Raw genomic sequence first — 25610 nt, 5'->3', positions numbered from 1 at the left:
CACGATGGTCCTCATGGAACTCGTGCGGTGGGAGAACGAGCACTTCGGCTACCTGCTGCGGTGGGCGTCCGACCCGCGGATGACGGCGTACGTCGGCAACGGCATGCCCTGGACCCCTGACTACGTGGCGGAACGGCACGAGCAGGCGTTGCGGCACTGGGAGGTGCACGGCTTCGGCCTGCACGCCGTCGTCGAGGACGGCGTGGTCATCGGGCTCGCGCAGATGCTCGACGGGGACCTCGGCGAGATCGAGATCGGCTACTGGATCGACCCCGCCTGGTGGGGCCGCGGGGTCGCCTCCCGGGTCGCGGTGGAGCTGCGGGACCGGGCGCTCGCCATCGCGGACCGGGTCGTGGCCGGGACCGACGCCAGGAACGCCGCCTCCGGGCGGGTGCTGGAGAAGGCCGGGCTGAGGTACTTCACCAGCAAGAACACGGGCGGAAGACTTCAGCACTGCTACGCGTTGGACCGGGGTATGAGCGACAAGGGCGTCCTGCGGTACAGCGCTTTCACGACCGATCCGGCCGGCGGGAACCCGGCGGGTGTGGTGCTCGACGCGTCCGATCTGAGCGACGACGAGATGCTCGGGATCGCGGCGAAGGTGGGGTACTCGGAGACCGCGTTCGTGGTGCCGCGGACCGAGCGCGAGTTCGACGTCCGGTACTTCAGCCCGAAGGCCGAGGTGCCGTTCTGCGGGCACGCCACGATCGCGACGTCCGTCGCGCTGGCCGAGCGGATCGGGGACGGGCCGCTGACGTTCCACACGCGGGCCGGCGAGATCACCATCGAGACCTCGGGTGGCACCGCCTCGCTGACCAGCGTGCCGACGAGCACGTCCGCCGCGGACCCCGCGCTGGTCGCGGACGCGCTGGAGGCGTTGGGCTACAAGGAGATCGGCGACGGGCCGGTGCACGTCGGCTTCGGCGGCGCACGCCATCTGCTGATCCCGCTGAAGGACCGCGAGCAGCTGCGCGAGCTCGACTACGACTTCGACGCGTTGCGCGACCTGATGCTGGCGCACGACCTGACGACGGTGCACCTGTTCTGGCGGGAGTCCGCGGACCTCGTGCACGCCCGCGACCCGTTCCCCGTCGGCGGTGTCGTCGAGGACGCGGCCACGGGCGCTGCCGCCGCCGCGTTCGGTGGCTACCTGCGCGACCTCGAAGGGCCGCAGCGGTTCGTCATCAGCCAGGGAGAGGACATGGGCAGGCCGTCGCGGCTGGAGGTCGACGCCACCCGCGAGGACCGCCGGGTGACCGTGACGGGCGCGGCCGTTCCCATCCCCTGACGCATAGGTCCGACGCTGCTGTCACGGTGCGCAGGGTGCGTGGCAGCAGCGTCGGACCGAGGGGTGCGCACCCTCCCGCGCCGGACCCGAAGGCGCTGCCGCAAGCGCCGGGCCGGAAGATCGATCGATGCCACTATGCCCCGATCGAAGGGTGGCGGCGCATTCAGAAGGGGGATACAAGGTCTTTATGCCCGAGCTGGAGCTCCGACACCTCCGCGCGGTACGAACCATCGCCGAGGAAGGCAGCGTCACCAGGGCCGCGACGCGGCTCGGACTCACCCAACCCGCCCTGTCCGCCCAGCTGCGCACCGTCGAGAGACTCGTCGGTGGCCAGCTGTTCGACCGGACGCGCAACGGGTGCGTCCCCACCGACCTGGGCCGCCGCGTGCTGGGCACCGCACGGCTGGTGCTCGACGAGATGGCACAGCTGATGGCCAACACCCGCGAGACGGACCGCCGAGGGCCGCTCTTCTTCGGCTGCATCCCGATCCTGTACTTCGCCAAGCTCGTGGAGGGCCTGCGAGGGCTCAACGCGGACGTGCGCGCCGAGGTCAGGCCGTCGTCCGCGGAGATCGTGGAGATGCTCGAGGCCGGGCAGGTCCACGTGGCGCTGTTCGAGTTCTTCGACGGCATGCACGCGCGCGACCTGGCCGGCATCGAGCTGCGGAAGCTGGTGACCGAGCCGGCGTTCGTGGCGTTGTCCGAAACGGATCCGTTGGCCGGGCTGGAAGAGGTGGACCTGGCTTCCCTGGCCGACCGGGACTGGGTCACTCCGCCGAAGCAGCACATCGGCAGCCGGACGCAGCTGTTCCAGGCCTGTGCCGACGCCGGGTTCGTGCCCCGGCTCACCCACCACACCGGTGAGGCGAGCATGGCCCGCGGGCTGGTCGCCGGCGGGTGTGTCTCGTTCGCCGCGGCGCCTTCCCGGACCGGGGAGGGGATCGTGATCCGGCGGTTGCGGGGGATGCCGTTGATGACGGACATCTTCGTGGCCACGCGCAGGGACTCGCCGGTGGCGGGGCGGGCGCACGAGGTGTTCGCGTGCGCCGCCGACGCCTACCGATCGGTGCTGGACCGCAACCCGGAGTACCGCAGGTGGTGGGACGCGCACCCGGAGGCGCATCCCGAGTTCACCTGAGCGCCTGGCCAGAGGTCGTGTCCGAGCCAACCAGCGCCGGCCTTCCTCTTCCCCGCCGCTCCAGCCCGCACGCGGGGATCCCGCGTGCCTTCCCACCGCACGCAGGGCCCCCGCGTGCGGTCTGACCGTACGAAAGCTCCCCGCGTGCGGTCAACGGACATGAAACGCGCCCACGTCCGGCAGTTCCGGAGACATCGGGTCAGACGGTGACCTTGATCGGCGTGGTCGGGCGGCCGAGCAGCTTCTCCAGGTCCGGGCGGACCTCGGCGAAGACGCCGTTGCGGATCGACTTGAAGAAGTCGACCAGGAACGGGGGCACGCCCGCGGCGATCAGCTCGTCGTCGGTGACGTCGCGGTACCTGTCGCCCGCGAGCTCGGGGAACGACCAGCTGGTCGAACCGGTGAGCTCGTAGGTCTGGTTCTCGTGGCCCTCGGTCGTGAGGGCGACAGCGGCGCCCTGGGCGAAGTCGTCGCGGGACGCGCTGGCCACCCGGCCGTCCTTCGTGGAGATCGCCACGGTGTCCTGGGCGAGGGCCTCGAGGTAGTTCTCGTGGTACATGCCGTTGCGCAGGAACGTGAACGGGACGCCCGTGGCGCGGATGGCCTCCTCGGTGGCCTTGTGGACCGGTGCGGCGAGCGACGGGGACGTGTCGGCGTCGGTGATGCTCGTGTAGAAGATGTGGCCCACGCCGTGCTCCACGGCCTTGGCGATGGCGTTCTTGTGCTGCCTGATGCGCACGTCGGTGTCGTGGTCGTCGGCCGACACGATCAGGAGCTTGTCGACGCCCCTGAAGTCGAGGGTCCCCGGCTCGTTGAAGTCGCCCTGGCGGACCTTCACGCCTTCGAGGGTGAACTTCTCCGGGCTGCGCACGGACACGATGACCTGCTCGTTCGTGCGGCCGAGGACGTGGCGGACCACTGCGTTGCCGAACTGGCCGGTTGCTCCGGTGATGAGGATCGTCATGCGTTCAGGTTGCGGTTAGCGCTAACCTTTGGAAAGTACCCACTTTGAAGTTGGGTACTTACGTGGAGGTGAGCATGCAGGTCACGACGTGTCCCGAGCGGGCGGTCATGGAGCACGTCACAAGCAAGTGGGGCGTGCTGGTGCTGCAGGCCCTGTTCGACGGGGCCTCCTGGCGGTTCAGCGATCTGCGGCGTGAGCTGGAGGTCGTCAGCGAGAAGATGCTCACGCAGACCCTGCGGACGCTGGAGCGGGACGGGTTCGTGCACCGGGAGGTGCATCCGGTGATCCCGCCGCACGTCGAGTACACGTTGACGCCGCTCGGCAAGGGGGCGGCCAGTCACCTCGTGGCGCTCGCCTCGTGGATCGCCGCGAACCAGCCCGAGGTCACCCAGGCGCAGGAACACTATGACGGCTCCTGAGGTTCGCCGGAGCAGCAGCGAGCAGACATCGGGCTAGTCACCCGATTGCGCAGTGAACGTTCTCACTTGAACGCCGAAAATCGGGGGTAGACATCGGATGGGTCACGGTTAGGGGGCGCCATCTGGCCCCTCGAACTGGCACAATGGACCAATGGCCCAACCGTTCACCGACGAAAGCCATCCGGCTGAGCCCTATCCGGGCACTCGTCCAGACCACTGTTTCGTCCACGTCGACGAAACGGGCTGGCCAGTGCGACCGGACCTCACCATGGAGTCGGGATGGCGTGTTGAGCCGGAGAACATCGATCTAGACCAATGGCTGGCGAACCACGGTGAGCCTCCGTTGGCGGGCCGAATGCCCGTGCTCGGCTACGGGTCGAACGCCAATCCCAGCAAGCTCACCTGGCTCCGCGAGGAGCTCGGTCTCGAAGGCCCCGCGGTCGTGCTGCGCGCACGGTGCGAGGGCCTTACTGCTGTCTGGGCCGCCGGGCTGCGCATGCGTGACGGGCAGCGGCCGGCGACGCTCGCGGGGGCGCCCGGCGTGACTGAGGAGCACTCCATCTGGTTCGCCACGCCTGAGCAGTTGCGTGTGCTGGACCGATGCGAGGGACGCGGACTGCGCTATCGGCTTGTACGCGTGCACACGGGCCGTGTGGTGCTCTACAACGGCGGCGTCATCGACAGCGTTCTGGCGTACACCGCAGGCTCCAAGAAGCGGATGCCCGTGCTCTTCAACGGCCGCATGGTCCGTTGCGCGGACGTCTCACAGCGGGGCGCGCGCGTGCTGGGCGAGAGGCCTGCGATGAGCGACGGACTGGACGTCACCGAGGTCCACGGCGAGCCGTCCGCCGACGACTGGCCCGAGCTGCTGTTCGTCTACGGCACCCTCCAGCCGGGCGCAAGCGCTTGGCACCTGATGGAGCCGCACGTCGTGGAGTCCGAGGAGACCCACCTGCCCGGCACGCTGTTCGACACCGGCCAGGGCTATCCCGCGCTGCGCCCCGGCGCCGGGCTGGGCGTGCCCGGCTTCGTGCTGCGGCTCAAGTCGCCCGAGGACGCGCTGCCGCTGCTCGACGAGTACGAGGGCGACGACTACCGCCGCGTGCGCGTCGTGCTGCCCGACGGGCGCATCGCCTGGACGTACCTCTGGACCGCCGCTGTGCAGGGCATGGCGGAACTTCCGGACGGATGGGACGTCCACCAGATCCGGTGAATTTCCGGCACGTTGCGTTGGCTTGTGGGGAATTGGGCACATCCTCGGGGTAGGAGGTGCACCCATGACACGACGGTTGATCGCTTGCGGACTGCTGGTGCTCGCTTCCGTTACGGCATGCGGGACGAGAACGCCGGAAGAGGCCGCGCAAACGCTGCCGACGGCACCGTCGACACCGTCGTCGACGGATTCCTCGTCCGCTCCCGCGTCGGACAACCCCCAGGCGGTCTCGCCCGACGGGAAGCGCTGCGACTCGGCGGCGCTGAAGGGCGAGATCGTTCCCACTGATGCCGGTGCGGGAAACAGGTACGGCAAGTTCGTGGTGACGAACGGCGGAACGGTGCCGTGCACGTTGAACGGCTACAGCGGTTTCCAGCTGGAGAACGCATCCGGCGCCGTGCCCACCAAACTGGAGCGCAAGGCCGACCCCGGTCCTGCCGCTCTGACACTCGCACCCGGCGCGAAGGCCACCGCGAACCTGCACTGGAGCGTCGTGCCCGCGGGCGGCGAGCCGGTGGAGGGCACGTGCCAGCCGGAGCCGTCGAAGGTCGCGGCGATCCCGCCGAACGAGACGGCACCGCTGTCCCTGCCGTGGAACCTGGGCCCCGTCTGCTCGGGTGGCCGGATCGAGATAAGCGCCTTCTACGCTTCGTAGATGCACGTACCTGGATGGCTCGCCGTGCTGCCGCACGGCGAGCGCATCGCCTTCTCGCTGCGCACCGCGGGCGTTCCGGTGGTGGTGAGCGAGAACTTCGAAGCGGTGATCGAGACCGCTGACCGGCCGGTCGTCCTCATTGGACAGTTCACCGCCGCGCCCGCCGCGGTCCGTTGTGCACAGACGCACTCCGGGATCGCCGCACTGGTGCTGGTGTCACCGGTGCTCGGCCTGTGGGACGGCGCGTCGAACGAACTGGCCGACCTGATGGACGAGGTCGGCTCCGGGCCGGCGCTGGGCGACCTGCCGACGTTGTGGCTGCACGGCTCGGACGACGAGATCGTGCCGATCTCGGACACCCGCGAGGGCATCGACCGCATCCGCGGCTCGGCGTTCGAGGAGTACGTCGCGGACGGGCTGCTGACCGACGGCGAGGCCGTCACTCGGGTGCTGGAGTTCACGCGGCGGGTCATCTGACACCATTTCGGGTGTCATGGACGAAGACGACCTCGTGCTGCTGATCACCGTGGTGGTCGAGGCAGCGGACGAGCAACAGGCGCGTGCCGCGTGCGACGCGCTCATCAGCCGTGCGGGCGCTCAGATCGTGGACGCCCGCGACTGTTCCGACGAAGAGCCGGGCTGCTGGGCCGTGGTGATCACACGGCCGAGCACGGAGAAGGCCACCCACAACGTCTCCGCCGCGCTGGCGCGGGCCGTTCGCACGTTCGTGCGCGGGCTGGGTGAGGGCTTCTCGGCGCCGCGGGTGGCGTGCGAGCCGCCGACGGCGTGGACCGTTCTGGACGAACCCGAGCTGATCAACGACCTCGTTCCGGGCGCCGAGCGCGTTCTGGTCGAGGTCTGGGCCGGAGATGACCCTTTCGGGGCAGGAACTTTGCGTGACAACTCGCCCTCGAAGCCGTCTTGATTCACCCGGCCGGTAGACACGAACGCTCAACGGGCTGTAGGCGTCGTTGTGAGAGTTGCTACACGCGTGGACAGGCGGCCTGCGGCGGGCTGAACTGATCATTAAATCAAGGCCCGTTCGAGTGGATTCAGGCATCCACCCGGTTAGCCGATCTTCGCTCTCAACTGTGAAAATCTGGGCACAATCTCTACTAAGGGTGGTCGTCAGACCATCTTGTTCCGGAGGGTTCGGGAGTCGACATGGCCAGCATCGAAGAGGTCCGTGCCGCAATTGCCCAGGCGATCGACAAGGCGGCTCAAAGCCAGTCGGCCCTCCAACAGGCGGCTGAGCTCGCCGAGGACGCGCAGCAGCTGCTGACATCGGTCACGCAGGGCTCCGTGCAGGCGGACGTCGAGACGACGAACGCCCAGTTCGCCCAGGTCGTGTCCGGCGTGAGCGAGCTGCAGAACTACCTCGGCGCCGGCATTTCCGGGGCCGAGGGCATCAACAGCAGGCTTTGATGGCGTCCATCGGCGAGGTTCGTGCCGCGCTCGAGCAGGCGGGCGAGATCCTGCGTGAGTCGTACCGCAACGTGCGATCAGCGCAGGAGGGCCTCGACGAGGCGGTCGCCATCCTCGCCGAGTCGAGTGAGAACCACCACGAGTCGTTGCTTCCAGTGGAGTTCGTGCGCGCGAAGGAAAGATTCCCCGATCAGCTGGAACTGATGGTGGGAACCCTAGAGCGCATCCAACGACTCACCGTGGAGCTGTGATGAGCAGGCGGGACGACCGGCGGCAGAGGATCGAAGACGCCTTCGTGGAGTTCCAGCGCGCTGTTTCGGCCGCGCTGGGCTCCGTGGCGCGCGAACACCGGTTGCTCGCCACCGAGCACGCCAAGGACATGTTCGAGTTCACCGTGCGCGGCATGGGCGTCGACAAGGCCTTGCAGGACGCCGCCCTGAAGGACGTGACCTCGTTCCTGACGGTCGACGAGAAGCGCACGAGGAACCCGCGTCTCGCACCGCTCTCGATGCCGCAGTTCGCCGAGCGGCTCGCCCAGATCAGGCACGACTGGGAGCAGTCGTTCCACGAGTGGACGACCACGGGCCCCGAGCAGCTGACCGAGCTGGTGCACTCGGTCGCCGCCGGCCCCGCGTCGTTGCCGCACGAGTCGTGGCTCGGCCATCCCGGCACGCACGACGGCAGCGAGGGTGTGCCGGAGCTGTGGCGGATCGGCACCGGCGTGGTGACGTCGGCGCCGACGCCCGCCCCGTTCCCCGTCGCGGTGCCGCTGCTGGACCAGGCGCACCTGCACATCTCGTCCACACCGGACACCCGCCAGCTCGCGGACACGCTGGTGGAGAACCTGTTGCTGCGCGTGCTGTCGCACTTCCAGCCGGGGCTCGTGCACGTGCACGTGTGGGACGTCGGCCAGCTGACCGGGTCGTTGCCCGGCCTCTACCCGCTGACCCGCGCGAACCTGCTGACGGTGCACGATCCGGCGCGGCTGCACGAGCTGCTCGACGAGATGTCCGAGCACATCCGCCAGGTGCACACCAAGGTCCTGGTCGACGGCCACCTGACCGTTCGCGCGGTCAGCGGTGAGGGCCGGCGCACCGAACCGTGGCGGATCGCCGTGCTGTTCGGCAACCGCAAGGCGTTGAAGGAAGACCAGCAGCAACAGCTGCAACGCGTGGCGCGCAACGGTTTGGCGTGCGGCGTGCAGCTGTTCATCGTGGACGTGCCGATCACGATCAACTCGCCGGTGGAGACGGTGTCGTTGCGGGGCGACGGCACCGCGTTCTGCACGATGACCGGCAAAGACGTGACCGTGACGCTGGATCCCGCTCTGCCGCGCACGTTGGTGCCGCGCGCTTGTGCCGCCATCGCGGAGAAGCGCGAGGAACGGCGCTCGCGCATGAGCAAGTTCGACGACCTGCTGCCGGACCGGCCGTGGACGGAGAACTCGTCGGCCGGCGTCATCGCACCCGTCGGCTTCGACGACGGCGAACAGGTCTGCGTGCAGCTCGGCGACACCTCACCGCACGCGTTGATCGGCGGGCCTTCGGGCTCCGGCAAGACGAACTTCCTCTACGCGATGCTCGGTTCGTTGTGCGCGCGCTATTCGCCGAACGAGCTGGAGCTCTACCTGCTGGACTTCAAGGAAGGCGTGTCGTTCGCGCAGTTCGCACCGGGCCGCAAGGACCCGTCGTGGCTGCCGCACGCGCGCCTGGTCGGCGTGAACGTCAACACCGACCGCGAGTTCGGCGTGGCGCTGCTGCGGTTCCTGTCCGACGAGATGCGCCGGCGGGCGGACGCGGCGAAGCTGCACGAGGTCACCAAGCTGGAGCACCTGCGCGCCGAGGACCCGACCGGCCGCTGGCCGCGGATCGTCGCCGTGATCGACGAGTTCCAGTACCTGTTCGGCGAACGCGACCAGGTCACCGCCGCCGCGACGCAACTGCTGGAGGACGTGGCGCGCCGCGGCCGTTCGCAGGGCATCCACCTCGTGCTGTCGTCGCAGGACGTCTCGGGCATCGAGGGTTTCTGGGGCAAGTCGGCGATCTTCGAGCAGTTCACCGTCCGCATCGCGCTGCCCAAGGCCCGCCGGGTGCTGGCCGAGCCGCAGAACGACGCCGCCGTGGAGCTGCCCCGCTGGCACGCGGTGATCAACCACGAGTCGGGCGTCAAGCCCGGCAACGAGATCTGCCGCGTCCCGGACTCGACGTCCAAGGGCACCATGGACTCCCTGCAGACCGAGCTGTGGCGCCGCCAGCCGGGCCGGGCGCCAGGCCTGTTCGACGGCAGCAAGATCCCGCTGATCGACGCGACGCAGGACTTCCTCGACCTGCGGCCGGGCGAGGCATCGCCTACCGTTCTCCTCGGACAGGTCATCGACGTCGCGGGCAGCGCGGCACGTGTGCGTTTCGCCCGGACCCCGGGCCGCAACATCGCGGTGATCGGCTCCGTGGTCCAGGACGCGGCCGCGGTGCTCGGCGGAGCGGCCGCGTCGCTGGGCAGGCAGCACCACCCGCACGAGGCGAGGTTCTCGCTGGCCTGCCTGGTGGAAGAGGCGATGCCCTCGGCGTTGTACCTGTCGAAGCGCCTGAGCGCGGACGGGCACGACGCCGAGGTGGTCCAGATCGACGGCATCCGCAGGCTGCTGGACGAGACGGCGGCCAGGCTGCAGTCGATCAACACGGGCCAGACCGACGCGCCGCTGTCGCCGCACTACCTGGTGCTGTACGGCGTCGACGCCGCACAGACGTTGCTGGAGCAGAAGGATCCGGCGACCCGGATGTCCGGTGTGGACAGTCTCCGCACCGTTCTGAAGCACGGCCCGGAGAACCGCACGCACGTGCTGGGCTGGTGGCGCGGCGTGCAGAGGCTGAAGGCGAGCCTCCCGCCCGGCGTCTACGACGACATCGGCGCCTGGGTGGCGTTCGACGTCCAGGGCAAGGAACTGCTGTCGCTCGGACCGGAGCAGGTGATGTCGTGGTCGCCGAGGCCGCGCCGCGGCCTGTTCTTCGACCGGTTCGAGCACTCGCGACCGCAAGTGATCATCCCGTTCGACACAGGAGAGCTGTCATGAACCCGATGATGACGACGATGTTCGAGTCGGTCCCGTCGCAGCGTCAGAGCGAGGAGGTGATCGAGGTGCCGACGATCTCCGCGGTCGAGCGCTACAAGGAGATCATCGCCATCGCCACCGACGCGGCTGCTCGCCAGCGCAAGCTGGACGAGGTGCGGTGCGCCGAACTCGCCGAGCGGCTCGCGTCGACCCAGCACGAGATCGCCGAGGTGCGCGATCGCGAGCGGGTCGTGCGGATGGGCGCCGCCCTGCACTGGGAGGCGGCGGTCGAGCAGCTCTGGAACGAGCGCTGGCTGCAGATGGTCACGTTCCCGCAGCCCGACGAGTCCGTCCCCCCACGCCCCCAGGGCGAGTACAACCGGGCGATGGACCTCGCGTACCAGGCACTGGAGGAGTCGCTCGCGAAGCGAACCCTGTTGCGCCGCAAGCAGAAGGACTGAGTGCGCCGGTTACGCACCACCGCCGACGTGCAGGACGCCAGCGACGACCCGATGGTCCGCTGGGCAGCCCAGGCACTGTCGTCGGGCGGTGCGGCCTGGGCACACGGCGACGCGGTGGCCGTGTACGCGCCATCACTCACCCGCCGCCGCCGGCTGGTCCTGTCCGGACCGGCCGAGGGCGTGGCGTCCCTGCTCGCGGCACACGGCCGGGGCGTACAGCTGCGGCCGTTGCTGGAACGCCCGCTGGCGCTGGAGGTGACGTCCCTGATGCCGACCCCGTGGCTGGAGGACAAACCCTTCGGCTGGATGGACCGTTCGGGCACGCTGGACCTCCCGGCCGAGGCCGCCTGGCTGGGCACCCCGGACGGCGTGGAACCCCTCCTGCGCGAGGCCAACCCGGATTCCTGGGCCTGGCCCGGCGAGAAGGGCGTTCGGCGCTGGGCAGGCGTGCACGAGGGCGGCGACTTGGTCGCCACGGCGGCCGAAGCCTGGTCGTCCACCGACGTCGGCTTCATGATGGGCGTGGCCGTCCGCCCGTCCCACACGAACCAGGGCCTGGGCCGACGCATCTGCCAGTTCGTCGCCTCCTCCCTGCTCACCCTCTACGGCACCTGCGCCCTCTTCGTGGAGAACAACAACGCCCCGGCCATCGCCGTGTACCGCAAGCTCGGCTTCGCCTATCGCGACGTCACGACACTTCTTCCTGCGGCCTAGGTCACATTCCGGAACAGTCGTCACCAGCGGACGGTTGAAACGGATAACTGATCCGCATGACTCAAGACAGGGAGATGCTCAGACCATGTCGAACACCGCACTAGAGGTCCGGCTCGCGTCCCGCCCCAACGGCTGGCCGACGGAGGAGACCTTCGAGATCGCCGAGGTCGAGATCCCCACCCCGGGCGAAGGCCAGATCCTGGTGCGCAACGTGGTCATGAGCGTCGACCCGTACATGCGCGGCCGGATGAACGACGTGAAGTCCTACGTCCCCCCGTTCCAGGTGGGCGCCCCGCTGGACGGCGGCGCGGTAGGCGAGATCGTCGCAGTGGGCGCGAACGTCGAGGGCTTCGCCGAGGGCGACAACGTCCTGCACGGCCTGGGCTGGCGCGACTACGCCGTGGTCAACACCAAGCACGCCGTGAAGGTGGACGGCACCATCGCCCCGCTCTCCGCGTACCTCGGCGTCCTCGGCATGCCGGGCCTGACCGCCTACGCGGGCCTGCTCGCGACCGCCGAGTTCAAGCCGGGCGACGCGGTCTTCGTCTCCGGCGCGGCTGGCGCAGTGGGCCAGATCGTCGGCCAGATCGCCCGCCTCAAGGGCGCCAGCCGGGTGATCGGCTCCGCAGGTTCCCCGGACAAGGTCAAGTACCTCACCGAGGAACTGGGCTTCGACGCCGCCTTCAACTACAAGGACGGCCCGGTGGCCAAGCAGCTGGCGGACGCCGCCCCCGACGGCATCGACGTCTACTTCGACAACGTGGGCGGCGAACACCTCGAAGCCGCCATCGAGGTCCTCAACCTCAACGGCCGCATCACGATGTGCGGCGCCATCTCGCAGTACAACGAGTCCGAGAAGCCGTCGGGCCCGAGCAACATGATCCAGATCCTCGCCAAGCGCCTGACCCTGCGCGGCATGCTCGTAGGCGACCACAAGGCCCTGCAGGAGCAGTTCGTGTCCGAGGTGGCAGCCTGGATCGCCTCCGGCGAACTCAAGTACTCCGAAACGGTCATCGAGGGCGGCGTCCGCCAGGCCCCGTCCGCATTCCTGGGCATGCTGCGAGGCGAGAACACCGGCAAGATGCTCGTCAAGTTCTAAGCACGCCAAGCGAAGCCGAAGGCGAGCCACCCCTCCCCAAGCGATGCCGAAGGCGAGCCGTCCTTACCAGAAGGCAAGGGCGGTGGGGTCCCGTCACGAGTCGCGCCATAGCACTTGCTGCACCTGAAGAAGGGTGTCAAGCGGACACGCTTTCGTCCGCTTGACACCCTTCTTCAGGTGTGGCCCGCTCTTGGTGCGGCTCGTGACGGGACCCCACCGCCAACGCAACTCTCAAAGCAACCGGCAGCCGCCCAAAGCAACAGACGTGCCATCTACCCGCGCACGGCGCCATCCCCCGATCAGATTGCCGGGGGTCTGGGGGCAGAGCCCCCAGAGAAAGCACGCAAGGCGACCACGCCGCCCGCAACCTGGGGAACGCAACAGACCCGCGACTAAACCAACTTCCCAGGATTCAAAATCCCAGTCGGATCAACCCGTTCCTTCACCGCCCGCAACACAGAAACCCCCACAGCCCCGATCTCCTTCTCCAACCAGGGAAGGTGATCGCGACCAACAGCATGGTGATGGGTAATAGTCCCCAGCCGAGAGATCGCATCAGAGGCCGCAACCTTGGCCGCGGCCCACTGCCCAACAGGATCACCAAGATCCCGGGGCACCAACACGGTGAAGTAGAGCGAAGCCCCAGTCTCATAAGCATGCGAGACGTGGCACATAACCACAGGATTCCCAAGCTCAGCAACCAACGCCTCCCGAACAGCGTCACGCAGCTCAGAAACCCGGGACCAGCAAGTAGCAGTCTCCAAAGTCTCTACACAAACACCGGCATCCAACAAGGCATCCCGCTGCCGAGGCCCGTTGAACCGCCCATGCAGCCAAGAAGCCCCCATAGCCCGCCCAAGCCGAACAACCTTGTGCCCACGCAACGCACGAACAGTCGCGGCACGGGACCGGCACTCCCACCCGAGAATCACCAGGCAAGGCTGCGAAACCCCACGCAACCGCAAGTACTTCTTCACCAGATCAGCCTTGGCCCCGGCCATCTCCAAAGCAACCTCAGTCTCGTCCACATCGGACAGACGAGTGACATCGGCCAAAGCCCCAGCCTGAGCCAGCGACCGCACAAGCGAAACCCCAGCCTCCCACCCGTCGACAACAACCCCCTCGTACCGAGGAGCGGAAGGCCGAGGCCGCACGCGAACAGAAACTTCGGTGATAACCCCGAACAACCCTTCACTACCCAGCACCAACTGCTTCAAATCCGGACCAGCCGCAGAAGCGGGAGCAGCCCCAGCAACCCACTCCCCCACAGGCGTAGCGACCCGGACCGACTCGACCATGTCCTCGAACCGCCCATACCCGGACGAAGCCTGCCCAGCGGACCGAGTAGCGGCAAACCCACCAATAGTGGCCCGCTCAAAAGACTGAGGCACGTGCCCAAGCGTGAACCCGTGCTCCCCCAACAACTTCTCCGCCTCAGGCCCACTGATCCCGGCCTGCAACACCGCAATCCGGGACACAGGATCGACGGAGACCAAACGCCCAAGCCCGGCAAGGTCCAACGCCACCACAGCGGACTTGGACCCGCGCAACGCCTCAACGCCACCCACCACGGAAGTACCACCACCGAACGGCACCACAGCGATGTCGTACTCAACGCAGACCCGAAGGACCTCGAGAACTTCGTCAGGCGAGGCAGGCTGCACCACAGCGTCCGGCACCGCGAGTTCCCCATGCCCGCGATGACGCAACAGGTCCAGGTACGACAGCCCACCAGCACGCCCAAGCCGATCCGCGTCCTCCAAAGACACCGCACACACGGCCTCCAGCGCCGTGAACGCGTCCTCGCTCAACTCGGAGGGCGGCACCGCGACGGGCACCTCGGGCAGGGGCTCCCCCAGCCCGACGCGCTGACTCAGCCAAGCCAGCGCATGCGGCGGCAACGGCACGGTTTCGGAGGTCCATCGAGCCCTGGTCACTGATACAGTGTTACACATGACGTCTCAACGTCACACCCACGACGCTCTGCTCGACGCCACCCGTGAGTGTGTTCTGGAGGTGGGTGTCCGCCGGACGACCCTCACCGACGTGGCGAAACGGGCCAACGTGAGCCGCATGACGCTCTACCGCCGCTACCCGGACGTCGACCACCTCGTCAGAGCCCTGATGACCAGGGAGTTCGCCGCGCTGCTCGAAGAGGTCGAACGGTCGGGCGGGCGGGGCAACGCGCGCGAGCAGCTCGTCCAGCGGGCCGTGGACGCCATCCGGCTGCTCGACGCCAACCCGCTGATGCAGCGCGTCCTGCAGCTCGATGCGGACCTGATGCTGCCGTACCTCACCGACCGGCTGGGCAGCACGCAGCGGCTGGTCGAGCAGTTCCTCGTCGCGCAGGTCGAGGCCGGGCACCTCGACGGCTCGATCCGGTTCGGTGACGCCAAGACGCAGGCCCGCGTGGTGCTGCTGACCACGCAGTCGATGGTGCTCTCGACCAGACCGGCCACGTCCGGGCTCGACTTCACCGCGCTCCTCGACGAGGTCGCCAAACAGCTGGACGGAGCCCTGAAACCGTGAACACGTCCCTGAACGCCGCGAGGCGCCTGCTGGACCTCGAAGCAGCGCAACGGGAAGTCGCCGACCTGCTCGTCATCGGCGGCGGCGTCACGGGCGCGGGGGTCGCGCTCGACGCGGCTTCCCGAGGCCTCCGTACCGTCCTGCTGGAGGCGCACGACCTGGCGTTCGGGACGTCGCGGTGGTCCAGCAAGCTCGTCCACGGCGGCCTGCGCTACCTAGCGAAGGGTGACGTGCGGCTCGCCCACGAGAGCGCCGTCGAGCGCGGCATCCTGATGACCAGGACGGCACCGCACCTCACGCGCACGTTGCCGATGCTGTTCCCCCTGCACGCCACCGCGGGCCACTTCGTCATGTCCGGGTTCCGCGCCGGCAACGCGCTGCGCATCGCCGCACGCACGCCGTCGGACGTGCTGCCCGGCCCTCGCCGGGTGCAGCGGCACGAGGCCCTGGCGCTGGTCCCCGGCCTCGACCCGGCGAAGCTCACCGGCGGTCTCCTGAGCTACGACGGCCAGCTCGTCGACGACGCGCGGCTCGTGGTCGCGCTGGCCAGGACCGCCGCCGGGCAGGGCGCGAGGATCATCACCCGGGCGAAGGTCAGGACGCTGCAGGGCGACGGTGCCGAGGTCGAGGACACGCTGACCGGCACCACCTTCACCGTGAGAGCCAGGGCGGTGATCAACGCGACCGGTGTCTGGGCCGGCACGCTCGCCCCGGTGCAGCTGCGCCCGTCGCGCGGTTCGCACCTGGTGATCGACGCGAGGAGCGCGGGCCTCACCGGCACGGCGCTGACCATTCCGGTCCCCGGCGAGCAGAACCGCTACGCATTGCTGCTGCCCCAGGCGAACGGCCGCGCGTACCTCGGCCTCACCGACGAGCCCGTGGACGCCATCCCGGACGTGCCGCGGGTCCCCGAGTCCGATGTGGACTTCCTGCTCACGACCGCTTCCCACGTCCTGCAACGGAAGCTCACGAGGGACGACGTCATCGGCAGCTACGCGGGCCTGCGCCCGTTGCTCGAGGCCGAGGGCCGGACCGCGGACCTCTCCCGCAACCACGCCGTGCTGACCGCGCCGAACGGCGTGATCACGGTCGTCGGCGGCAAGCTCACCACCTATCGCAGGATGGCGGCGGACGCGGTCGACGCGACGAACCTGACGCGGATCCCCTGCCGCACCAAGGACATCCGCCTGGTCGACGACAGCCCGGCGCCGACGACTCCGATCGCGCCGGGCGTCACCGAGGCCGACGTCGTCCACGCGATCCGGCACGAGGGCGCGCTGGACGCCGACGACGTCCTCGACCGGCGCACGCGCATCGGCCTGGTGCCGAAGGACCGCGAGAAGGCCGCCCCCGAGATCGAGAAGCTCATGGCGAACGCATGAAGAACGGGGCGCCCGCGAAGGACGCCCCGTTCTCAGCGCAAAGGACTCAGTGCTGGTGCCAGGTCACTCGCCGATGACCGGCTTCGCGGCCTTCGGGGGCTCGACCAGGGACTCGCCCTCGATCCGCACCTTGCGCTTGTGCTCGTTGCTGCCGCCCTGCTGACCGGCTCCACCGGCCATCGGGGCGCCACCCATCATCGGGGCCATGCCGGCGCCGCCCTTGGGGCCACCACCAGCGCCACCGGCGGCGGCCGGCGCCGCGGGAGCGGCACCGCTACCGGCCGCCATGACACCGGCCGCGCCACCGAACTGGGTGGCCGAGGTGCCGCCGGCACCACCGCCGCCGGCCGGGCCACCGCCGAAGCCGGGAGGCATACCGCCTCCGCCACCTCCGCCGCCGCCCTTGGGCATGCCGCCGCCTGCTCCGCCACCGGCACCACCGGCCGCGGCGGACGCGGCGTGGTCGGTGGCCGGCGGGCGGTACCAGTCGTTCGTCGTCGGCGTGGTGCCGATCGACGGAGGCTTGGTCCCGGTCTCGCCACCGGCCGTCGTGGTCGTGCCGGACTCCCAGTGACCGGGAACCCAGCGACCCGGACCGGCGCCCGTGCCGCCGCCGGAGCCGGAGCCGGGCGGAACGTAACCCCCGCCGCCACCGGCGCCGCCTCCGGTGTTGCCGGGAGACGTGTAGACGGGACCGCGGGTGCCGCCGGGAGGCGTGTAGATGGGACGCACGGGCGGACCGGCGCCGACGCCCGGTCCCTGCCCGTACGGGCCCTGGTAGCCGTCGGTGTTGCCGCCCTGGTAGCCGGGCCGGACGTTGGTCAGGCCGTCGCCACCGGTCGGCCGGCCACCGGCGTAACCGCCGTTGGCGCCGCTCGTGAACGTGCCGCCCGCACCCGCGGACGCGCGGGACTGGTCGTCGGCACGGATGCCGTCGAAGCCGCCGGACGTCTGCCGGACGGGACCGCCGCCGCCACCGCCCTTGCCGCCGTTCGCCATCGAGGAGATCGCGTCGATGACCTGCTCGGCGACCTTGGCGATCTGCGAGACGGACTTGATCAGGTTCATCAGCTTCTGCACGGAGCCGACGAGCTTCTGCAGGAAGTCGGCCAGCTTCTTCGCGTAGTTGACCGCGGTCGTGACGATGTCCGAGATCGCGCCCGCGATGGCCGCGCCGAACGTCAGGAACGACGCCGCCAGCCACTGGATGATCTTCATGACCATGTCGGACACGGCCTGGCTGATCAGGTCCATGATCATCTTGCGGACCGTGCCGACGAGCTCGCCCGCGCCCTTGACCGCGCCGGCGATGCCCTCGACCGACTTGGCGAGGGTCTCCAGGCCACCCGCGTGCCTCTTGGCCGCGGCGCGGTAGCCGTCGGCCGCCTTGCCCTCCCACTCACGGGTCTGCGAGACGCAGATCCGCTCGTACTCGGTCGCGATGCCGTGGACCTGCTTGCCCGCGTTGCGGAAGGACTCGGACATCTTGGCGATCGACTCGGGGCTGCCGAGCAGGACGTCGAACGGCTCGCGCAGGAAGTCGACGTGCTGGATGGCCCAGCTGAAACCCGCGGAGAGGAAGCCGCTCAGCGGGTTCGACGCCATGCCGACGATGCCCATGGCCGAGTTCGCGATGCCGAGGCCCGCGTTGACCCAGTCGCCGCGCTCGATGGCGGAGTACGTGTTGGAGATGTTGCTGATCAGCTGCTGGGTGTCGGCACCGTTGGACTGCGTCGCTGGGGCGTTCATCCCCGGCCTCCCTTGAAGCCGAACATGTTGTCGAGGTCGACCTGCTCGTACTGCTCGACGGTCTGCTTGAGACCGCCGGCCATGTCCATCAGCGAGTTCGCGGCCTTGCCGAGGCCGTCCTGCGACAGGCCTGCCTGCTGGAGGACGTTCTGGGCGAGGAAGCCGAGGAAGACGCCGAACGCCTCAGTGGTGAGGGCACCCGGATCACACGTCTCGGTGGCCTTGCGCATCCGTTCCATGAGCCGGTCCACGTTCGCGGCGTGGGTTCTCAGCTCGTCCAGGTCGATGTTGAAGTGCTGCTGCATGCCTAACCCCCTCCTGCACTCAGGCCATGACGTCGGGCGGGTTGGTGAAGTACTCGTCGTCGGGCCGAAGGTCCTTGCGCTCCAACTCCGACTTCGGTTCTTCCTCGTCGGTTCCGTCGCCCGCGTATCCGTTCGGCATCTGCGCCTTCACGAACTCGAGCGCGGGGCTGTCGCCGACGAAGTCCGTCATGATCTGCACGACCCGCCCGGAGGCGTCACGCTGGGCCTTGGTGGAAGCGGCGAGCACGGCGGAGGCGATCTCACTGGGGTCCATGCCACGGGCCTCGGGCTTGATCTGGAGGTCTGTCAAAACGCCTGTGGCGTTGACGGTCACCGTGATCAGGCCGTCCGGCGAGCTGGCGCTGCCACCGACACCACCGAGCTGGTCGCGTGCCTGCTCAGCGTGCTGCTTGGCCTGCTCGATCTTGGCCCCGTACTGCTTGAGCCACTGATCCGGGTCAATGGGCTCCATGGTCACCCCCGTTGAGTGAATTGGTCGTTCATTCGATTCGCCGTAGACGCCCGTATCGTTTCACCCGTTCCCTGCTCACCGATACTTTCAGTCCGATTACCGCCATCCGGGCTAACGAAGGGGTTCACCGTGCCTGAGGGAGTGCTGGAGATCGACAGGATCTCCAAGCGCTACGGGGAGGTCGTCGCCCTGCGGGACATGTCCTTCGACGTGCGCGCAGGCGAGCTCTTCGGATTCGTCGGAAGCAACGGCGCCGGGAAGACCACGGCCATGCGCATCGCGCTGGGCGTGCTCGTCGCCGACTCCGGCGAGGTGCGGTGGAACGGGAGAACCGTCGACCTCGACACCCGGCGCCGGATCGGTTACATGCCGGAGGAGCGCGGGCTCTACCCGCGGATGAAGGTGCTCGACCAGCTGGTCTACCTGGCCGAGCTGCACGGCATGGGCACCAACGAGGCCCACAAGAGCGCGGAGAACTGGATCGCGCGCCTCGGGCTGCGCGACCGCCGCACGGACGAGGTGCAGCGCCTGAGCCTCGGCAACCAGCAACGCGTCCAGCTGGCCGCCGCGCTGGTGCACGAGCCGGACGTGCTGGTGCTCGACGAGCCGTTCTCCGGCCTCGACCCGGTCGCCGTGGACGTGATGAGCCAGGTGCTGCGCGAGAAGGCGTCCGCCGGGGTGCCGGTGGTGTTCTCCAGCCACCAGCTCGACCTGGTGGAACGGCTGTGCGACCGGGTCGGCATCGTCAGCGCCGGTTCGATGGTCGCGAGCGGAACCGTGGACGAACTCCGGTCGAGTGGCGAAGCTCGCCTCGTGGTGGAGTCGCCAACGACCGAGTGGGCTGCCACGCTGAGTGGCGTGCGGGTGATCGAGAGGAACGGGACGCGGTGCGTCCTCGAACTCGCCGGCGGCGTGGACGACCAGGCGGTCCTGCACGCGGCGCTCGCGGCCGGTCCCGTGCACGAGTTCTCCCGGCAGCGCCCGTCGCTGACCGAGCTGTTCCGCAACGTGGTGACCATCGAGGGCAGGAGCGCATGACGTCGGCCCGAGCTGTCTCGCTGGTGGCGAAGCGCGAGTTCGTCACGAAGGTGCGCACCAGGTCGTTCCTGATCGGCACGGCGGTGATCATCGCCGTGCTCGCCGGTTACGTGGTGCTGCAGTCGGTCCTGTTCGACGACCAGCAGCACAGCGTCGTGGGGCTGTCCGGGCAGGCCACGCAGCTCGCGGACCCGTTGCGGGACAAGGCGAAGGCGTTCGGCATCGAGGTCGAGACGCGGGACGTCACGACCGAGGGCGACGCCGAGCAGCAGGTGCGCGACGGCTCCCTGGACGCGCTGGTGACCGGCGCGCCGCCGGAGCTGAAGATGATCGTCAAGGGTTCCGGCGACGAGGTGCTGGCGACGGCGCTGAACGACGTGCTGCGCCAGCAGGTGCTGACCGCGCAGCTCGCCGAGGCGGGCATCAACCCGCAGGAGGTCGCGCAGAGCCTCGCGAACGCCCGCGTGGCCGTCACCGCGCTGGAACCCGTTGACCCGCAACGAGGTCAGCGCCTCGCGATCGGGCTGATCGTGGCCGCGCTGCTGTACTACTCGCTGCTCGTCTACGGCACGATGGTCGCGCAGGGCGTGGTCGAGGAGAAGTCCAGCCGGGTCGTGGAGATCCTGCTCGCGACCGTGCGGCCGTGGCAGTTGTTGCTGGGCAAGGTGATCGGGCTCGGCGCGGTCGGCCTGCTGCAGCTGCTGGTGATCTCCACGGTCGGCCTGGGACTCTCCTCCGCCTTCGACGTGATCGACGTCGGCGCGCTGGGCGGTGCCGCCCTGCTGACCGGCGTGCTCTGGTACCTGCTCGGGTTCTTCCTGTACGCCACCGTGTTCGCGGCCGCCGCGTCGCTGGTGTCGCGCCAGGAGGAACTGCAGTCGGTGCTGACGCCGATCAGCATGACGATCATCGTGGCGTTCGTGGCCGGCATCAACCTGATGATCGGCAGCCCTTCCGGCCCGACGGTCACGGTGCTGTCGATGCTGCCGCCGTTCGCCCCGATCCTGATGCCGGGCCGGATGGCGCTGGGCGTCGCCCCGGCCTGGCAGGTGCTGCTCGCGGTCGTGCTGGCGCTGCTGGCCATCGCGGCGATCACGTGGCTGGGCGGCAAGGTCTACGCGAACGCCGTGCTGCGGACCGGCGCTCGCGTCAAGCTCCGCGAGGCGCTCAGGCTTTGATCGCCTGGTAGCGGTCGAGCGCCACCTGGCGTTCGACCGCGTGGTTCACGATCGGTTCGATGCCGGGCGAGTCCGGCGCGTACTTCCTGACGTAGGCGCCGTCCGGATCGAACTTCTTGGCCTGCGTCGTCGGGTTGAAGACGCGGAAGAACGGCGAGGCGTCCGTGCCGCTGCCCGCGACCCACTGCCAGTTGTGCTGGTTCGAGGCGATGTCGCCGTCGATCAGGTGCTTCATGAAGTGCCGCGCACCCCACCACCACGGCAGGTGCAGGTCCTTGACCAGGAAGCTCGCGACGATCATGCGCACCCGGTTGTGCATGAACCCTTCCCGCAGCAGCTGCCGCATGCCGGCGTCGACGATCGGGAACCCGGTGCGCCCCTGGCACCACGCCTCGAAGAGCTCCTTGTCCGCGTCCAGCTCCATGCGGTCGAACTTGCGGTCGTAGTTCTGCCGCGCGGTCTCCGGCCTGTGCCACAACACGTCGGCGTAGAACTCGCGCCACGCGAGCTCGCTGCGGAACGTTCCGTCACAGTCCTGCAGCAGCGTCCGGGGGTGCAGCACACCCCACCGCAGGAACGCCGACATCCTGCTGGTCGCGTCCAGGTCGGGCCGGTTTCGGGTCTCGTCGTAGTCGGCCAGCCGCTCGTCGCGGAACTTCTCCCAGAGCGCGAGCGCGTCCGGAAGTTTCTCCTTGACGCTGGGAAGTTCCTCGCTGTGCGCTGGCTCGATCCAGTCCAGAGTGGACGCGGCGCTGTCCGCAGGCTTGCGCCAGCCGTGCTCCAGCCAGGCGCCGCGGAACGGCGTGAAGACCTTGAACGGCGTGCCGTCCTGCTTGCGCACCCTGCCGGGCGCGACCGCGTAGGGCGAGCCTGAGCGGACGAGTTCGATGTCCCCCAACGCTTCCTCGACGGCCTCGTCCCGGCGGCGCCCGTACGGCGCGTAGTCCGCGGAGATGTGGACGCTCTCCGCACCGATTTCCTCCGCGATGCGCGGAACCACGTCCACCGGATCGCCGTGCACGACCATCAGACGGCCGCCCAGTTCGTCGTTCAGGGCGTGCAAACAGCGGTGCATGAAATCGATTCGCGGCTGTCCGGACGGTTTCAGCAACCTGTCGTCGAGAACGAACAACGCGAGTGCGCGAGGCGACCTTTCCGCCGCCGCGAGAATGGCGGGATGATCGGATGTCCGCAAATCGCGGCGGAACCAGACGAGCGACGGGAAAGAACTCACCGCTCGACGCTAAGGCGCCTAAGGGCCGCCTGCATGACAGGCAGCGCCCACAGGGGTGAAGCGATGGCTTCAAAGATGACCAGCCACATCACGGAGGCACCGCGCTCACCTCCGTCAGGCCCCACCCCAGGACAACGCGAAAGGCGCGCCGCCAGTGGCGACGCGCCTTCAGCTTGCCCGAAGATCTAGCGTGTGATCAGCGGTTTTCCATCGCGATGAAGTCGCGCTCCGTCGGGCCGGTGTAGATCTGCCGCGGGCGGCCGATCTTGGTGGCCGGGTCGTTGATCATCTCGCGCCAGTGCGCGATCCAGCCGGGGAGCCGGCCGAGCGCGAACAGCACGGTGAAGAACTTCGTCGGGAAGCCCATCGCCCGGTAGATCAGACCCGTGTAGAAGTCCACGTTCGGGTAGAGCTTGCGGGAGATGAAGTAGTCGTCGCTCAGGGCGGCTTCTTCCAACTGCTTCGCGATGTCGAGCAGCTGGTCGTCGGCGCCGAGCTTGCCGAGGATCTCGTCGGCGGTCTTCTTGATGATCGCGGCGCGCGGGTCGTAGTTCTTGTAGACCCGGTGGCCGAAGCCCATCAGGCGGACGCCGTCCTCCTTGTTCTTCACCTTGTTGACGAACGCCTTCACGTCGCCGCCGTCGTTCTTGATCTTCTCCAGCATCTCCAGCACCGCGCTGTTCGCGCCGCCGTGCAGCGGGCCGAACAGGGCGTTGATGCCCGCGGAGATGGAGGCGAACAGGTTCGCCTCGGAGGAGCCGACCAGGCGCACGGTCGACGTGGAGCAGTTCTGCTCGTGGTCGGCGTGCAGGATGAAGAGCAGGTCGAGCGCGCGGACCAGGTCCGGGTCGAGGTCGTAGGCCTCGGCCGGGAACCCGAAGGTCATCCGCAGGAAGTTCTCCACCAGGCCAAGGGAGTTGTCCGGGTAGAGGAACGGCTGGCCGACCGACTTCTTGTACGCGTAGGCCGCGATGGTCGGCAGCTTGGCGAGGAGGCGGATCGTGGAGATCTCCACCTGGTTCGCGTCGAACGGCGACAGCGAGTCCTGGTAGAAGGTCGACAGCGCGGAGACCGCGGACGACAGCACCGGCATCGGGTGCGCGTCGCGCGGGAAGCCGTCGAAGAAGCGCTTGAGGTCCTCGTGCAGCAGCGTGTGCCTGCTGATCTTCTGCGAGAAGTCCTCGAGCTGAGCGGCGGTCGGCAGCTCGCCGTAGATCAGGAGGTAGCTGACCTCGATGAAGTTCGAACGCGCCGCCAACTGCTCGATCGGGTACCCGCGGTAACGCAGAATTCCGGCGTCACCGTCGATGTAGGTGATCTCTGAGGTGCAGGAGGCCGTGTTGACGAAACCGGTGTCCAGGGTTACCAGACCGGTGGTCGACAGCAGCTTGCCGAGATCGATGCCGGACGCGCCTTCGGACGCCCGCACCACCTTCATCTCGAGCTCTGCATCCCCGTGGCGCAGCGCGACGGTCTGTGGGTCGGTCGGCGCAGTCGTCGCGTCGGGCATTCAAGTCCCTCTCAACGCTCGGACGGGGTGGCGGCAGTCCACGCTGGGCCTGCCGTCGTCTCGGACCACCCCGTTGGGATCTGAGTCTTCTAAGTTCACTCACGCTAGTCGGCGGAAGGCCCGCCTCGCAGCAGCGGTGTGAACCGATTCTGAGAGATGGGACCGGCATCACATCCGTAATGCCAGTTTCTAGCGCGGCTACCCCACGGTAGTCCGATCCTCCGTTTTATCCACCCAACGCGGCGGTGAGTTCGCTCGCAAAGGGCGGCTCGGCACCCGCGCGGGAACATGTGATCGCGGCGGCCGCACCGGCGTACGTCAATGCGGCGGTCCATTCATCCGCGGAGAGGCCGCGGATCTTCTCCGCACTCAACGCGTCGTGGTCGTGCAGCCACGCGAGCAGGGCGCCTTGCACCGTGTCGCCCGCACCGATCGTGTCGACCACGTCCACCTTCACGGGCGGCACGTCGACCTGTCCGGTGGCGGTGATCACGGACAGGCCGTCCCCGCCTTTCGTCAGCACGACGGCGGCCGGTCCCTGTGAAATCCACGTCCTTGCGATCTCGATCACGTCGTCCTGCTCGGCGAGCCACCGCGCGTCCTCGACCGAGAGCTTCAGCAGCCCGACGTCCGGCAGCCACGACCGGAACCGCGCCCGGTAGGCGCCCGGATCGTGGATCAGGCCTGCCCGGATGTTGGGGTCGAGCGCCGTCAGCAAGCGCTTGCTCTCCCGCCGCAGCACCGTCTCGTAGACCGAGGCACCGGGCTCCAGCACCAGCGAGAGCGTGCCGAACGACACGGCCTTCGCTTCCGCCGGCAGCGGACCGGGGTCCTCGACAAGGCGATCGGCGGTGCCGTCGACGTAGAACGAGTAGCGCGCCGACCCGTCGTCAGCCAGCCCGACGACGGCGAGCGTGGTGTTCTCCGGTCCACGTTGGACCAGGTCCGTCGCCACCTCCGACGCGTGCAGCCGCTTGATCAGCTGCTCCCCGAAGTGGTCGGTCGACACCCGCGACAGGAAGCCCGTCGGCACGTCCAGCCGCCCGAGCGCGACGGCCACGTTGTACGGCCCGCCACCGAGCTTCGGCGCGAGCGGCGTGAGCTCGTCGTCCCCCACCGGCACCATGTCGACCAGCGCCTCACCAGCAACCACGATCACGCGCTCTACTCCTTCTGGGAGACCCCGTTCCTCTGGAGCCCATCCAACAACAGTTCGCCCAGCGCGGTGAACGCCTCGGCGTCCGAAACACCTGCCCGTTTCGTGAGGACGCCCGTCTGGATGCTTTCGATGAGCAGCCCGGCCATCTCGGCGAACAACGTCGCGTGCACCTCGCGGAACACGTGCCGCTCGACACCGTCCTGGATGAACGCCTTGATGCGCTCGGCCGCAGCGCGAGCGTTGCGTTCGTACGTGGCGCGCGTGGGCGGGAAGTCCGACACGTCCGCGATGAACGCCGCGGACGCCTTGTTCAGCTCCTCGGCGGCCCCGGCGAGATAGCTGCCGATGCGTTTGCGCACGTCGTCCAGGCCCGCGATGCGCTTCTCGATGCGCTCGGCGGCCCCCTTGAAGTACCGGCCGACGACCCTGACGGCCAGCTGTTCCTTGCTGCCGGCGAGCGCGTACAGCGTCGATTTCGAGCAGTGCAGCCTGCCCGCGATGTCATCCAGGGTGAGATGCCCGAAGCCCTCGGTGAGGAACAACGCCTCCAACCGGGTGAGCAACTCGGCCTGCCGCTGCGTGAGCGCCCGCGTCATTCTGGACTTCTTTCGTGGATACCTGGGCCTTCA

26 protein-coding genes are annotated in these 25610 nt (G+C 68.6%); 17 read left to right on the top strand and 9 right to left on the bottom strand.

Annotated features, from left to right (window positions below; translation table 11 throughout):
* The first annotated feature begins 13 nt into the window (after positions 1 to 13).
* Positions 14 to 1288 (top strand): PhzF family phenazine biosynthesis isomerase, encoded by a 1275-nt coding sequence (locus AB0M48_RS13165; RefSeq protein WP_363840179.1) that lies wholly within the window; start codon positions 14 to 16, stop codon positions 1286 to 1288.
* A 187-nt stretch (positions 1289 to 1475) separates the two neighbouring features.
* A complete protein-coding gene (locus tag AB0M48_RS13160; RefSeq protein ID WP_363840176.1) occupies positions 1476 to 2426 on the top strand; it encodes a LysR family transcriptional regulator in 951 nt (316 codons plus the stop codon).
* 199 nt (positions 2427 to 2625) lie between these two features.
* Here the strand turns inward: AB0M48_RS13160 and AB0M48_RS13155 are convergent, their stop codons facing one another.
* Entirely contained in the window at positions 2626 to 3390 is a 765-nt protein-coding gene (locus AB0M48_RS13155) for an SDR family oxidoreductase (RefSeq protein WP_363840174.1), read from the bottom strand.
* A gap of 74 nt (positions 3391 to 3464) precedes the next feature.
* Here AB0M48_RS13155 and AB0M48_RS13150 point away from each other — a divergent pair, with 74 nt between their 5' ends.
* From AB0M48_RS13150 to AB0M48_RS13100, 11 genes are all read left to right on the top strand, one after another.
* Positions 3465 to 3809: a helix-turn-helix domain-containing protein gene (locus AB0M48_RS13150; protein ID WP_363840172.1), complete on the top strand. Its 345-nt coding sequence runs from the start codon at positions 3465 to 3467 to the stop codon at positions 3807 to 3809.
* A gap of 343 nt (positions 3810 to 4152) precedes the next feature.
* Positions 4153 to 5022, top strand: coding sequence for a gamma-glutamylcyclotransferase (locus AB0M48_RS13145; protein WP_363840168.1), 870 nt, complete (start codon positions 4153 to 4155; stop codon positions 5020 to 5022).
* 64 nt (positions 5023 to 5086) lie between these two features.
* On the top strand, positions 5087 to 5677 hold the full coding sequence (locus tag AB0M48_RS13140) for a DUF4232 domain-containing protein (RefSeq protein ID WP_363840165.1): 591 nt from the start codon (positions 5087 to 5089) through the stop codon (positions 5675 to 5677).
* Entirely contained in the window at positions 5678 to 6154 is a 477-nt protein-coding gene (locus AB0M48_RS13135) for a hypothetical protein (RefSeq protein WP_363840162.1), read from the top strand.
* A 16-nt stretch (positions 6155 to 6170) separates the two neighbouring features.
* Positions 6171 to 6602: a hypothetical protein gene (locus AB0M48_RS13130; RefSeq protein WP_363840160.1), complete on the top strand. Its 432-nt coding sequence runs from the start codon at positions 6171 to 6173 to the stop codon at positions 6600 to 6602.
* A 239-nt stretch (positions 6603 to 6841) separates the two neighbouring features.
* The gene (locus AB0M48_RS13125; RefSeq protein ID WP_030481403.1) at positions 6842 to 7102 is read left to right on the top strand and encodes a hypothetical protein; all 261 of its coding nucleotides are present in this window, start codon (positions 6842 to 6844) and stop codon (positions 7100 to 7102) included.
* Positions 7102 to 7353 carry a hypothetical protein gene (locus AB0M48_RS13120; RefSeq protein WP_090007412.1) on the top strand — a complete coding sequence of 84 codons (252 nt, stop codon included), beginning with the start codon at positions 7102 to 7104 and terminating at the stop codon, positions 7351 to 7353. Before AB0M48_RS13125 ends, AB0M48_RS13120 begins: the two co-directional genes overlap by 1 nt.
* Positions 7353 to 10172: an FtsK/SpoIIIE domain-containing protein gene (locus AB0M48_RS13115; RefSeq protein ID WP_363840156.1), complete on the top strand. Its 2820-nt coding sequence runs from the start codon at positions 7353 to 7355 to the stop codon at positions 10170 to 10172. Before AB0M48_RS13120 ends, AB0M48_RS13115 begins: the two co-directional genes overlap by 1 nt.
* Complete coding sequence (locus AB0M48_RS13110; protein ID WP_319990078.1) at positions 10169 to 10612, top strand: hypothetical protein; 444 nt, start codon at positions 10169 to 10171, stop codon at positions 10610 to 10612. The genes AB0M48_RS13115 and AB0M48_RS13110 overlap by 4 nt, the downstream gene beginning before the upstream one ends.
* Entirely contained in the window at positions 10613 to 11326 is a 714-nt protein-coding gene (locus tag AB0M48_RS13105; RefSeq protein ID WP_363840152.1) for a GNAT family N-acetyltransferase, read from the top strand. It begins immediately after the preceding gene.
* Between the two features lie 85 nt (positions 11327 to 11411).
* Entirely contained in the window at positions 11412 to 12425 is a 1014-nt protein-coding gene (locus tag AB0M48_RS13100) for an NADP-dependent oxidoreductase (RefSeq protein ID WP_363840149.1), read from the top strand.
* Between the two features lie 392 nt (positions 12426 to 12817).
* On the opposite strand, the gene AB0M48_RS13095 is transcribed toward AB0M48_RS13100, so the two are convergent.
* Positions 12818 to 14380, bottom strand: a complete 1563-nt coding sequence (locus tag AB0M48_RS13095) for an FAD-binding oxidoreductase (RefSeq protein ID WP_363840147.1) — start codon at positions 14378 to 14380, stop codon at positions 12818 to 12820.
* On the opposite strand from AB0M48_RS13095, the gene AB0M48_RS13090 reads away from it, so the two are divergent.
* Complete coding sequence (locus AB0M48_RS13090) at positions 14379 to 14954, top strand: TetR/AcrR family transcriptional regulator (protein WP_363840144.1); 576 nt, start codon at positions 14379 to 14381, stop codon at positions 14952 to 14954. The genes AB0M48_RS13095 and AB0M48_RS13090 overlap by 2 nt on opposite strands.
* A complete protein-coding gene (locus AB0M48_RS13085; RefSeq protein ID WP_363840141.1) occupies positions 14951 to 16336 on the top strand; it encodes a glycerol-3-phosphate dehydrogenase/oxidase in 1386 nt (461 codons plus the stop codon). The genes AB0M48_RS13090 and AB0M48_RS13085 overlap by 4 nt, the downstream gene beginning before the upstream one ends.
* A gap of 63 nt (positions 16337 to 16399) precedes the next feature.
* Here the strand turns inward: AB0M48_RS13085 and AB0M48_RS13080 are convergent, their stop codons facing one another.
* Genes AB0M48_RS13080 through AB0M48_RS13070 form a run of 3 tightly spaced genes read right to left on the bottom strand, consistent with a single transcriptional unit; the run spans position 16400 to position 18862 of the window.
* A complete protein-coding gene (locus AB0M48_RS13080) occupies positions 16400 to 18085 on the bottom strand; it encodes a hypothetical protein (protein ID WP_363840139.1) in 1686 nt (561 codons plus the stop codon).
* On the bottom strand, positions 18082 to 18390 hold the full coding sequence (locus tag AB0M48_RS13075; protein ID WP_363840136.1) for a hypothetical protein: 309 nt from the start codon (positions 18388 to 18390) through the stop codon (positions 18082 to 18084). The genes AB0M48_RS13080 and AB0M48_RS13075 overlap by 4 nt, the downstream gene beginning before the upstream one ends.
* Before the next feature lie 19 nt (positions 18391 to 18409).
* Complete coding sequence (locus AB0M48_RS13070) at positions 18410 to 18862, bottom strand: YbaB/EbfC family nucleoid-associated protein (RefSeq protein ID WP_363840134.1); 453 nt, start codon at positions 18860 to 18862, stop codon at positions 18410 to 18412.
* Positions 18863 to 18991: 129 nt separating this feature from the next.
* Between AB0M48_RS13070 and AB0M48_RS13065 the strand changes: the two genes are divergently transcribed.
* Both AB0M48_RS13065 and AB0M48_RS13060 read left to right on the top strand, forming a co-directional pair.
* Positions 18992 to 19900 (top strand): ATP-binding cassette domain-containing protein, encoded by a 909-nt coding sequence (locus AB0M48_RS13065; protein WP_363840131.1) that lies wholly within the window; start codon positions 18992 to 18994, stop codon positions 19898 to 19900.
* Positions 19897 to 21078: an ABC transporter permease gene (locus AB0M48_RS13060; RefSeq protein ID WP_363840128.1), complete on the top strand. Its 1182-nt coding sequence runs from the start codon at positions 19897 to 19899 to the stop codon at positions 21076 to 21078. The genes AB0M48_RS13065 and AB0M48_RS13060 overlap by 4 nt, the downstream gene beginning before the upstream one ends.
* Here AB0M48_RS13060 and AB0M48_RS13055 read toward each other — a convergent pair.
* The 4 genes from AB0M48_RS13055 to AB0M48_RS13040 all read right to left on the bottom strand — a co-directional run bounded on the left by AB0M48_RS13055 (position 21068) and on the right by AB0M48_RS13040 (position 25577).
* The gene (locus AB0M48_RS13055) at positions 21068 to 22312 is read right to left on the bottom strand and encodes a deoxyribodipyrimidine photo-lyase (protein ID WP_363840125.1); all 1245 of its coding nucleotides are present in this window, start codon (positions 22310 to 22312) and stop codon (positions 21068 to 21070) included. The two genes, AB0M48_RS13060 and AB0M48_RS13055, sit on opposite strands and share 11 nt — an antisense overlap.
* A gap of 196 nt (positions 22313 to 22508) precedes the next feature.
* Positions 22509 to 23822 carry a citrate synthase gene (locus AB0M48_RS13050; protein WP_363840121.1) on the bottom strand — a complete coding sequence of 438 codons (1314 nt, stop codon included), beginning with the start codon at positions 23820 to 23822 and terminating at the stop codon, positions 22509 to 22511.
* A 226-nt stretch (positions 23823 to 24048) separates the two neighbouring features.
* Positions 24049 to 24981 (bottom strand): carbohydrate kinase, encoded by a 933-nt coding sequence (locus AB0M48_RS13045; RefSeq protein WP_363840118.1) that lies wholly within the window; start codon positions 24979 to 24981, stop codon positions 24049 to 24051.
* Positions 24982 to 24986: 5 nt separating this feature from the next.
* Entirely contained in the window at positions 24987 to 25577 is a 591-nt protein-coding gene (locus AB0M48_RS13040) for a TetR/AcrR family transcriptional regulator (protein ID WP_030481420.1), read from the bottom strand.
* Positions 25578 to 25610 lie beyond the last annotated feature (33 nt).

It is taken from the genome of Lentzea sp. NPDC051208, assembly GCF_040682435.1.
In the GTDB taxonomy this organism is placed as follows: Bacteria; Actinomycetota; Actinomycetes; order Mycobacteriales; family Pseudonocardiaceae; genus Lentzea; species Lentzea kristufekii.
Note: the sequence above shows the minus strand (reverse complement) of the source record. Positions and strands in the feature narration are given on the sequence as shown.

Excerpts from the sequence above, each read along its gene's own strand:
- AB0M48_RS13090 (WP_363840144.1), top strand. The coding sequence starts at position 14,379 with ATGACGTCTCAACGTCACACCCACGACGCTCTGCTCGACGCCACCCGT.
- AB0M48_RS13070 (WP_363840134.1), bottom strand. The coding sequence starts at position 18,862 with ATGGAGCCCATTGACCCGGATCAGTGGCTCAAGCAGTACGGGGCCAAG.
- AB0M48_RS13155 (WP_363840174.1), bottom strand. The coding sequence starts at position 3,390 with ATGACGATCCTCATCACCGGAGCAACCGGCCAGTTCGGCAACGCAGTG.
- AB0M48_RS13040 (WP_030481420.1), bottom strand. The coding sequence starts at position 25,577 with ATGACGCGGGCGCTCACGCAGCGGCAGGCCGAGTTGCTCACCCGGTTG.
- AB0M48_RS13120 (WP_090007412.1), top strand. The coding sequence starts at position 7,102 with ATGGCGTCCATCGGCGAGGTTCGTGCCGCGCTCGAGCAGGCGGGCGAG.
- AB0M48_RS13115 (WP_363840156.1), top strand. The coding sequence starts at position 7,353 with ATGAGCAGGCGGGACGACCGGCGGCAGAGGATCGAAGACGCCTTCGTG.
- AB0M48_RS13150 (WP_363840172.1), top strand. The coding sequence starts at position 3,465 with ATGCAGGTCACGACGTGTCCCGAGCGGGCGGTCATGGAGCACGTCACA.
- AB0M48_RS13125 (WP_030481403.1), top strand. The coding sequence starts at position 6,842 with ATGGCCAGCATCGAAGAGGTCCGTGCCGCAATTGCCCAGGCGATCGAC.
- AB0M48_RS13050 (WP_363840121.1), bottom strand. The coding sequence starts at position 23,822 with ATGCCCGACGCGACGACTGCGCCGACCGACCCACAGACCGTCGCGCTG.
- AB0M48_RS13140 (WP_363840165.1), top strand. The coding sequence starts at position 5,087 with ATGACACGACGGTTGATCGCTTGCGGACTGCTGGTGCTCGCTTCCGTT.
- AB0M48_RS13100 (WP_363840149.1), top strand. The coding sequence starts at position 11,412 with ATGTCGAACACCGCACTAGAGGTCCGGCTCGCGTCCCGCCCCAACGGC.
- AB0M48_RS13075 (WP_363840136.1), bottom strand. The coding sequence starts at position 18,390 with ATGCAGCAGCACTTCAACATCGACCTGGACGAGCTGAGAACCCACGCC.
- AB0M48_RS13060 (WP_363840128.1), top strand. The coding sequence starts at position 19,897 with ATGACGTCGGCCCGAGCTGTCTCGCTGGTGGCGAAGCGCGAGTTCGTC.
- AB0M48_RS13160 (WP_363840176.1), top strand. The coding sequence starts at position 1,476 with ATGCCCGAGCTGGAGCTCCGACACCTCCGCGCGGTACGAACCATCGCC.
- AB0M48_RS13165 (WP_363840179.1), top strand. The coding sequence starts at position 14 with ATGGAACTCGTGCGGTGGGAGAACGAGCACTTCGGCTACCTGCTGCGG.
- AB0M48_RS13130 (WP_363840160.1), top strand. The coding sequence starts at position 6,171 with ATGGACGAAGACGACCTCGTGCTGCTGATCACCGTGGTGGTCGAGGCA.
- AB0M48_RS13095 (WP_363840147.1), bottom strand. The coding sequence starts at position 14,380 with ATGTGTAACACTGTATCAGTGACCAGGGCTCGATGGACCTCCGAAACC.
- AB0M48_RS13080 (WP_363840139.1), bottom strand. The coding sequence starts at position 18,085 with ATGAACGCCCCAGCGACGCAGTCCAACGGTGCCGACACCCAGCAGCTG.
- AB0M48_RS13135 (WP_363840162.1), top strand. The coding sequence starts at position 5,678 with ATGCACGTACCTGGATGGCTCGCCGTGCTGCCGCACGGCGAGCGCATC.
- AB0M48_RS13110 (WP_319990078.1), top strand. The coding sequence starts at position 10,169 with ATGAACCCGATGATGACGACGATGTTCGAGTCGGTCCCGTCGCAGCGT.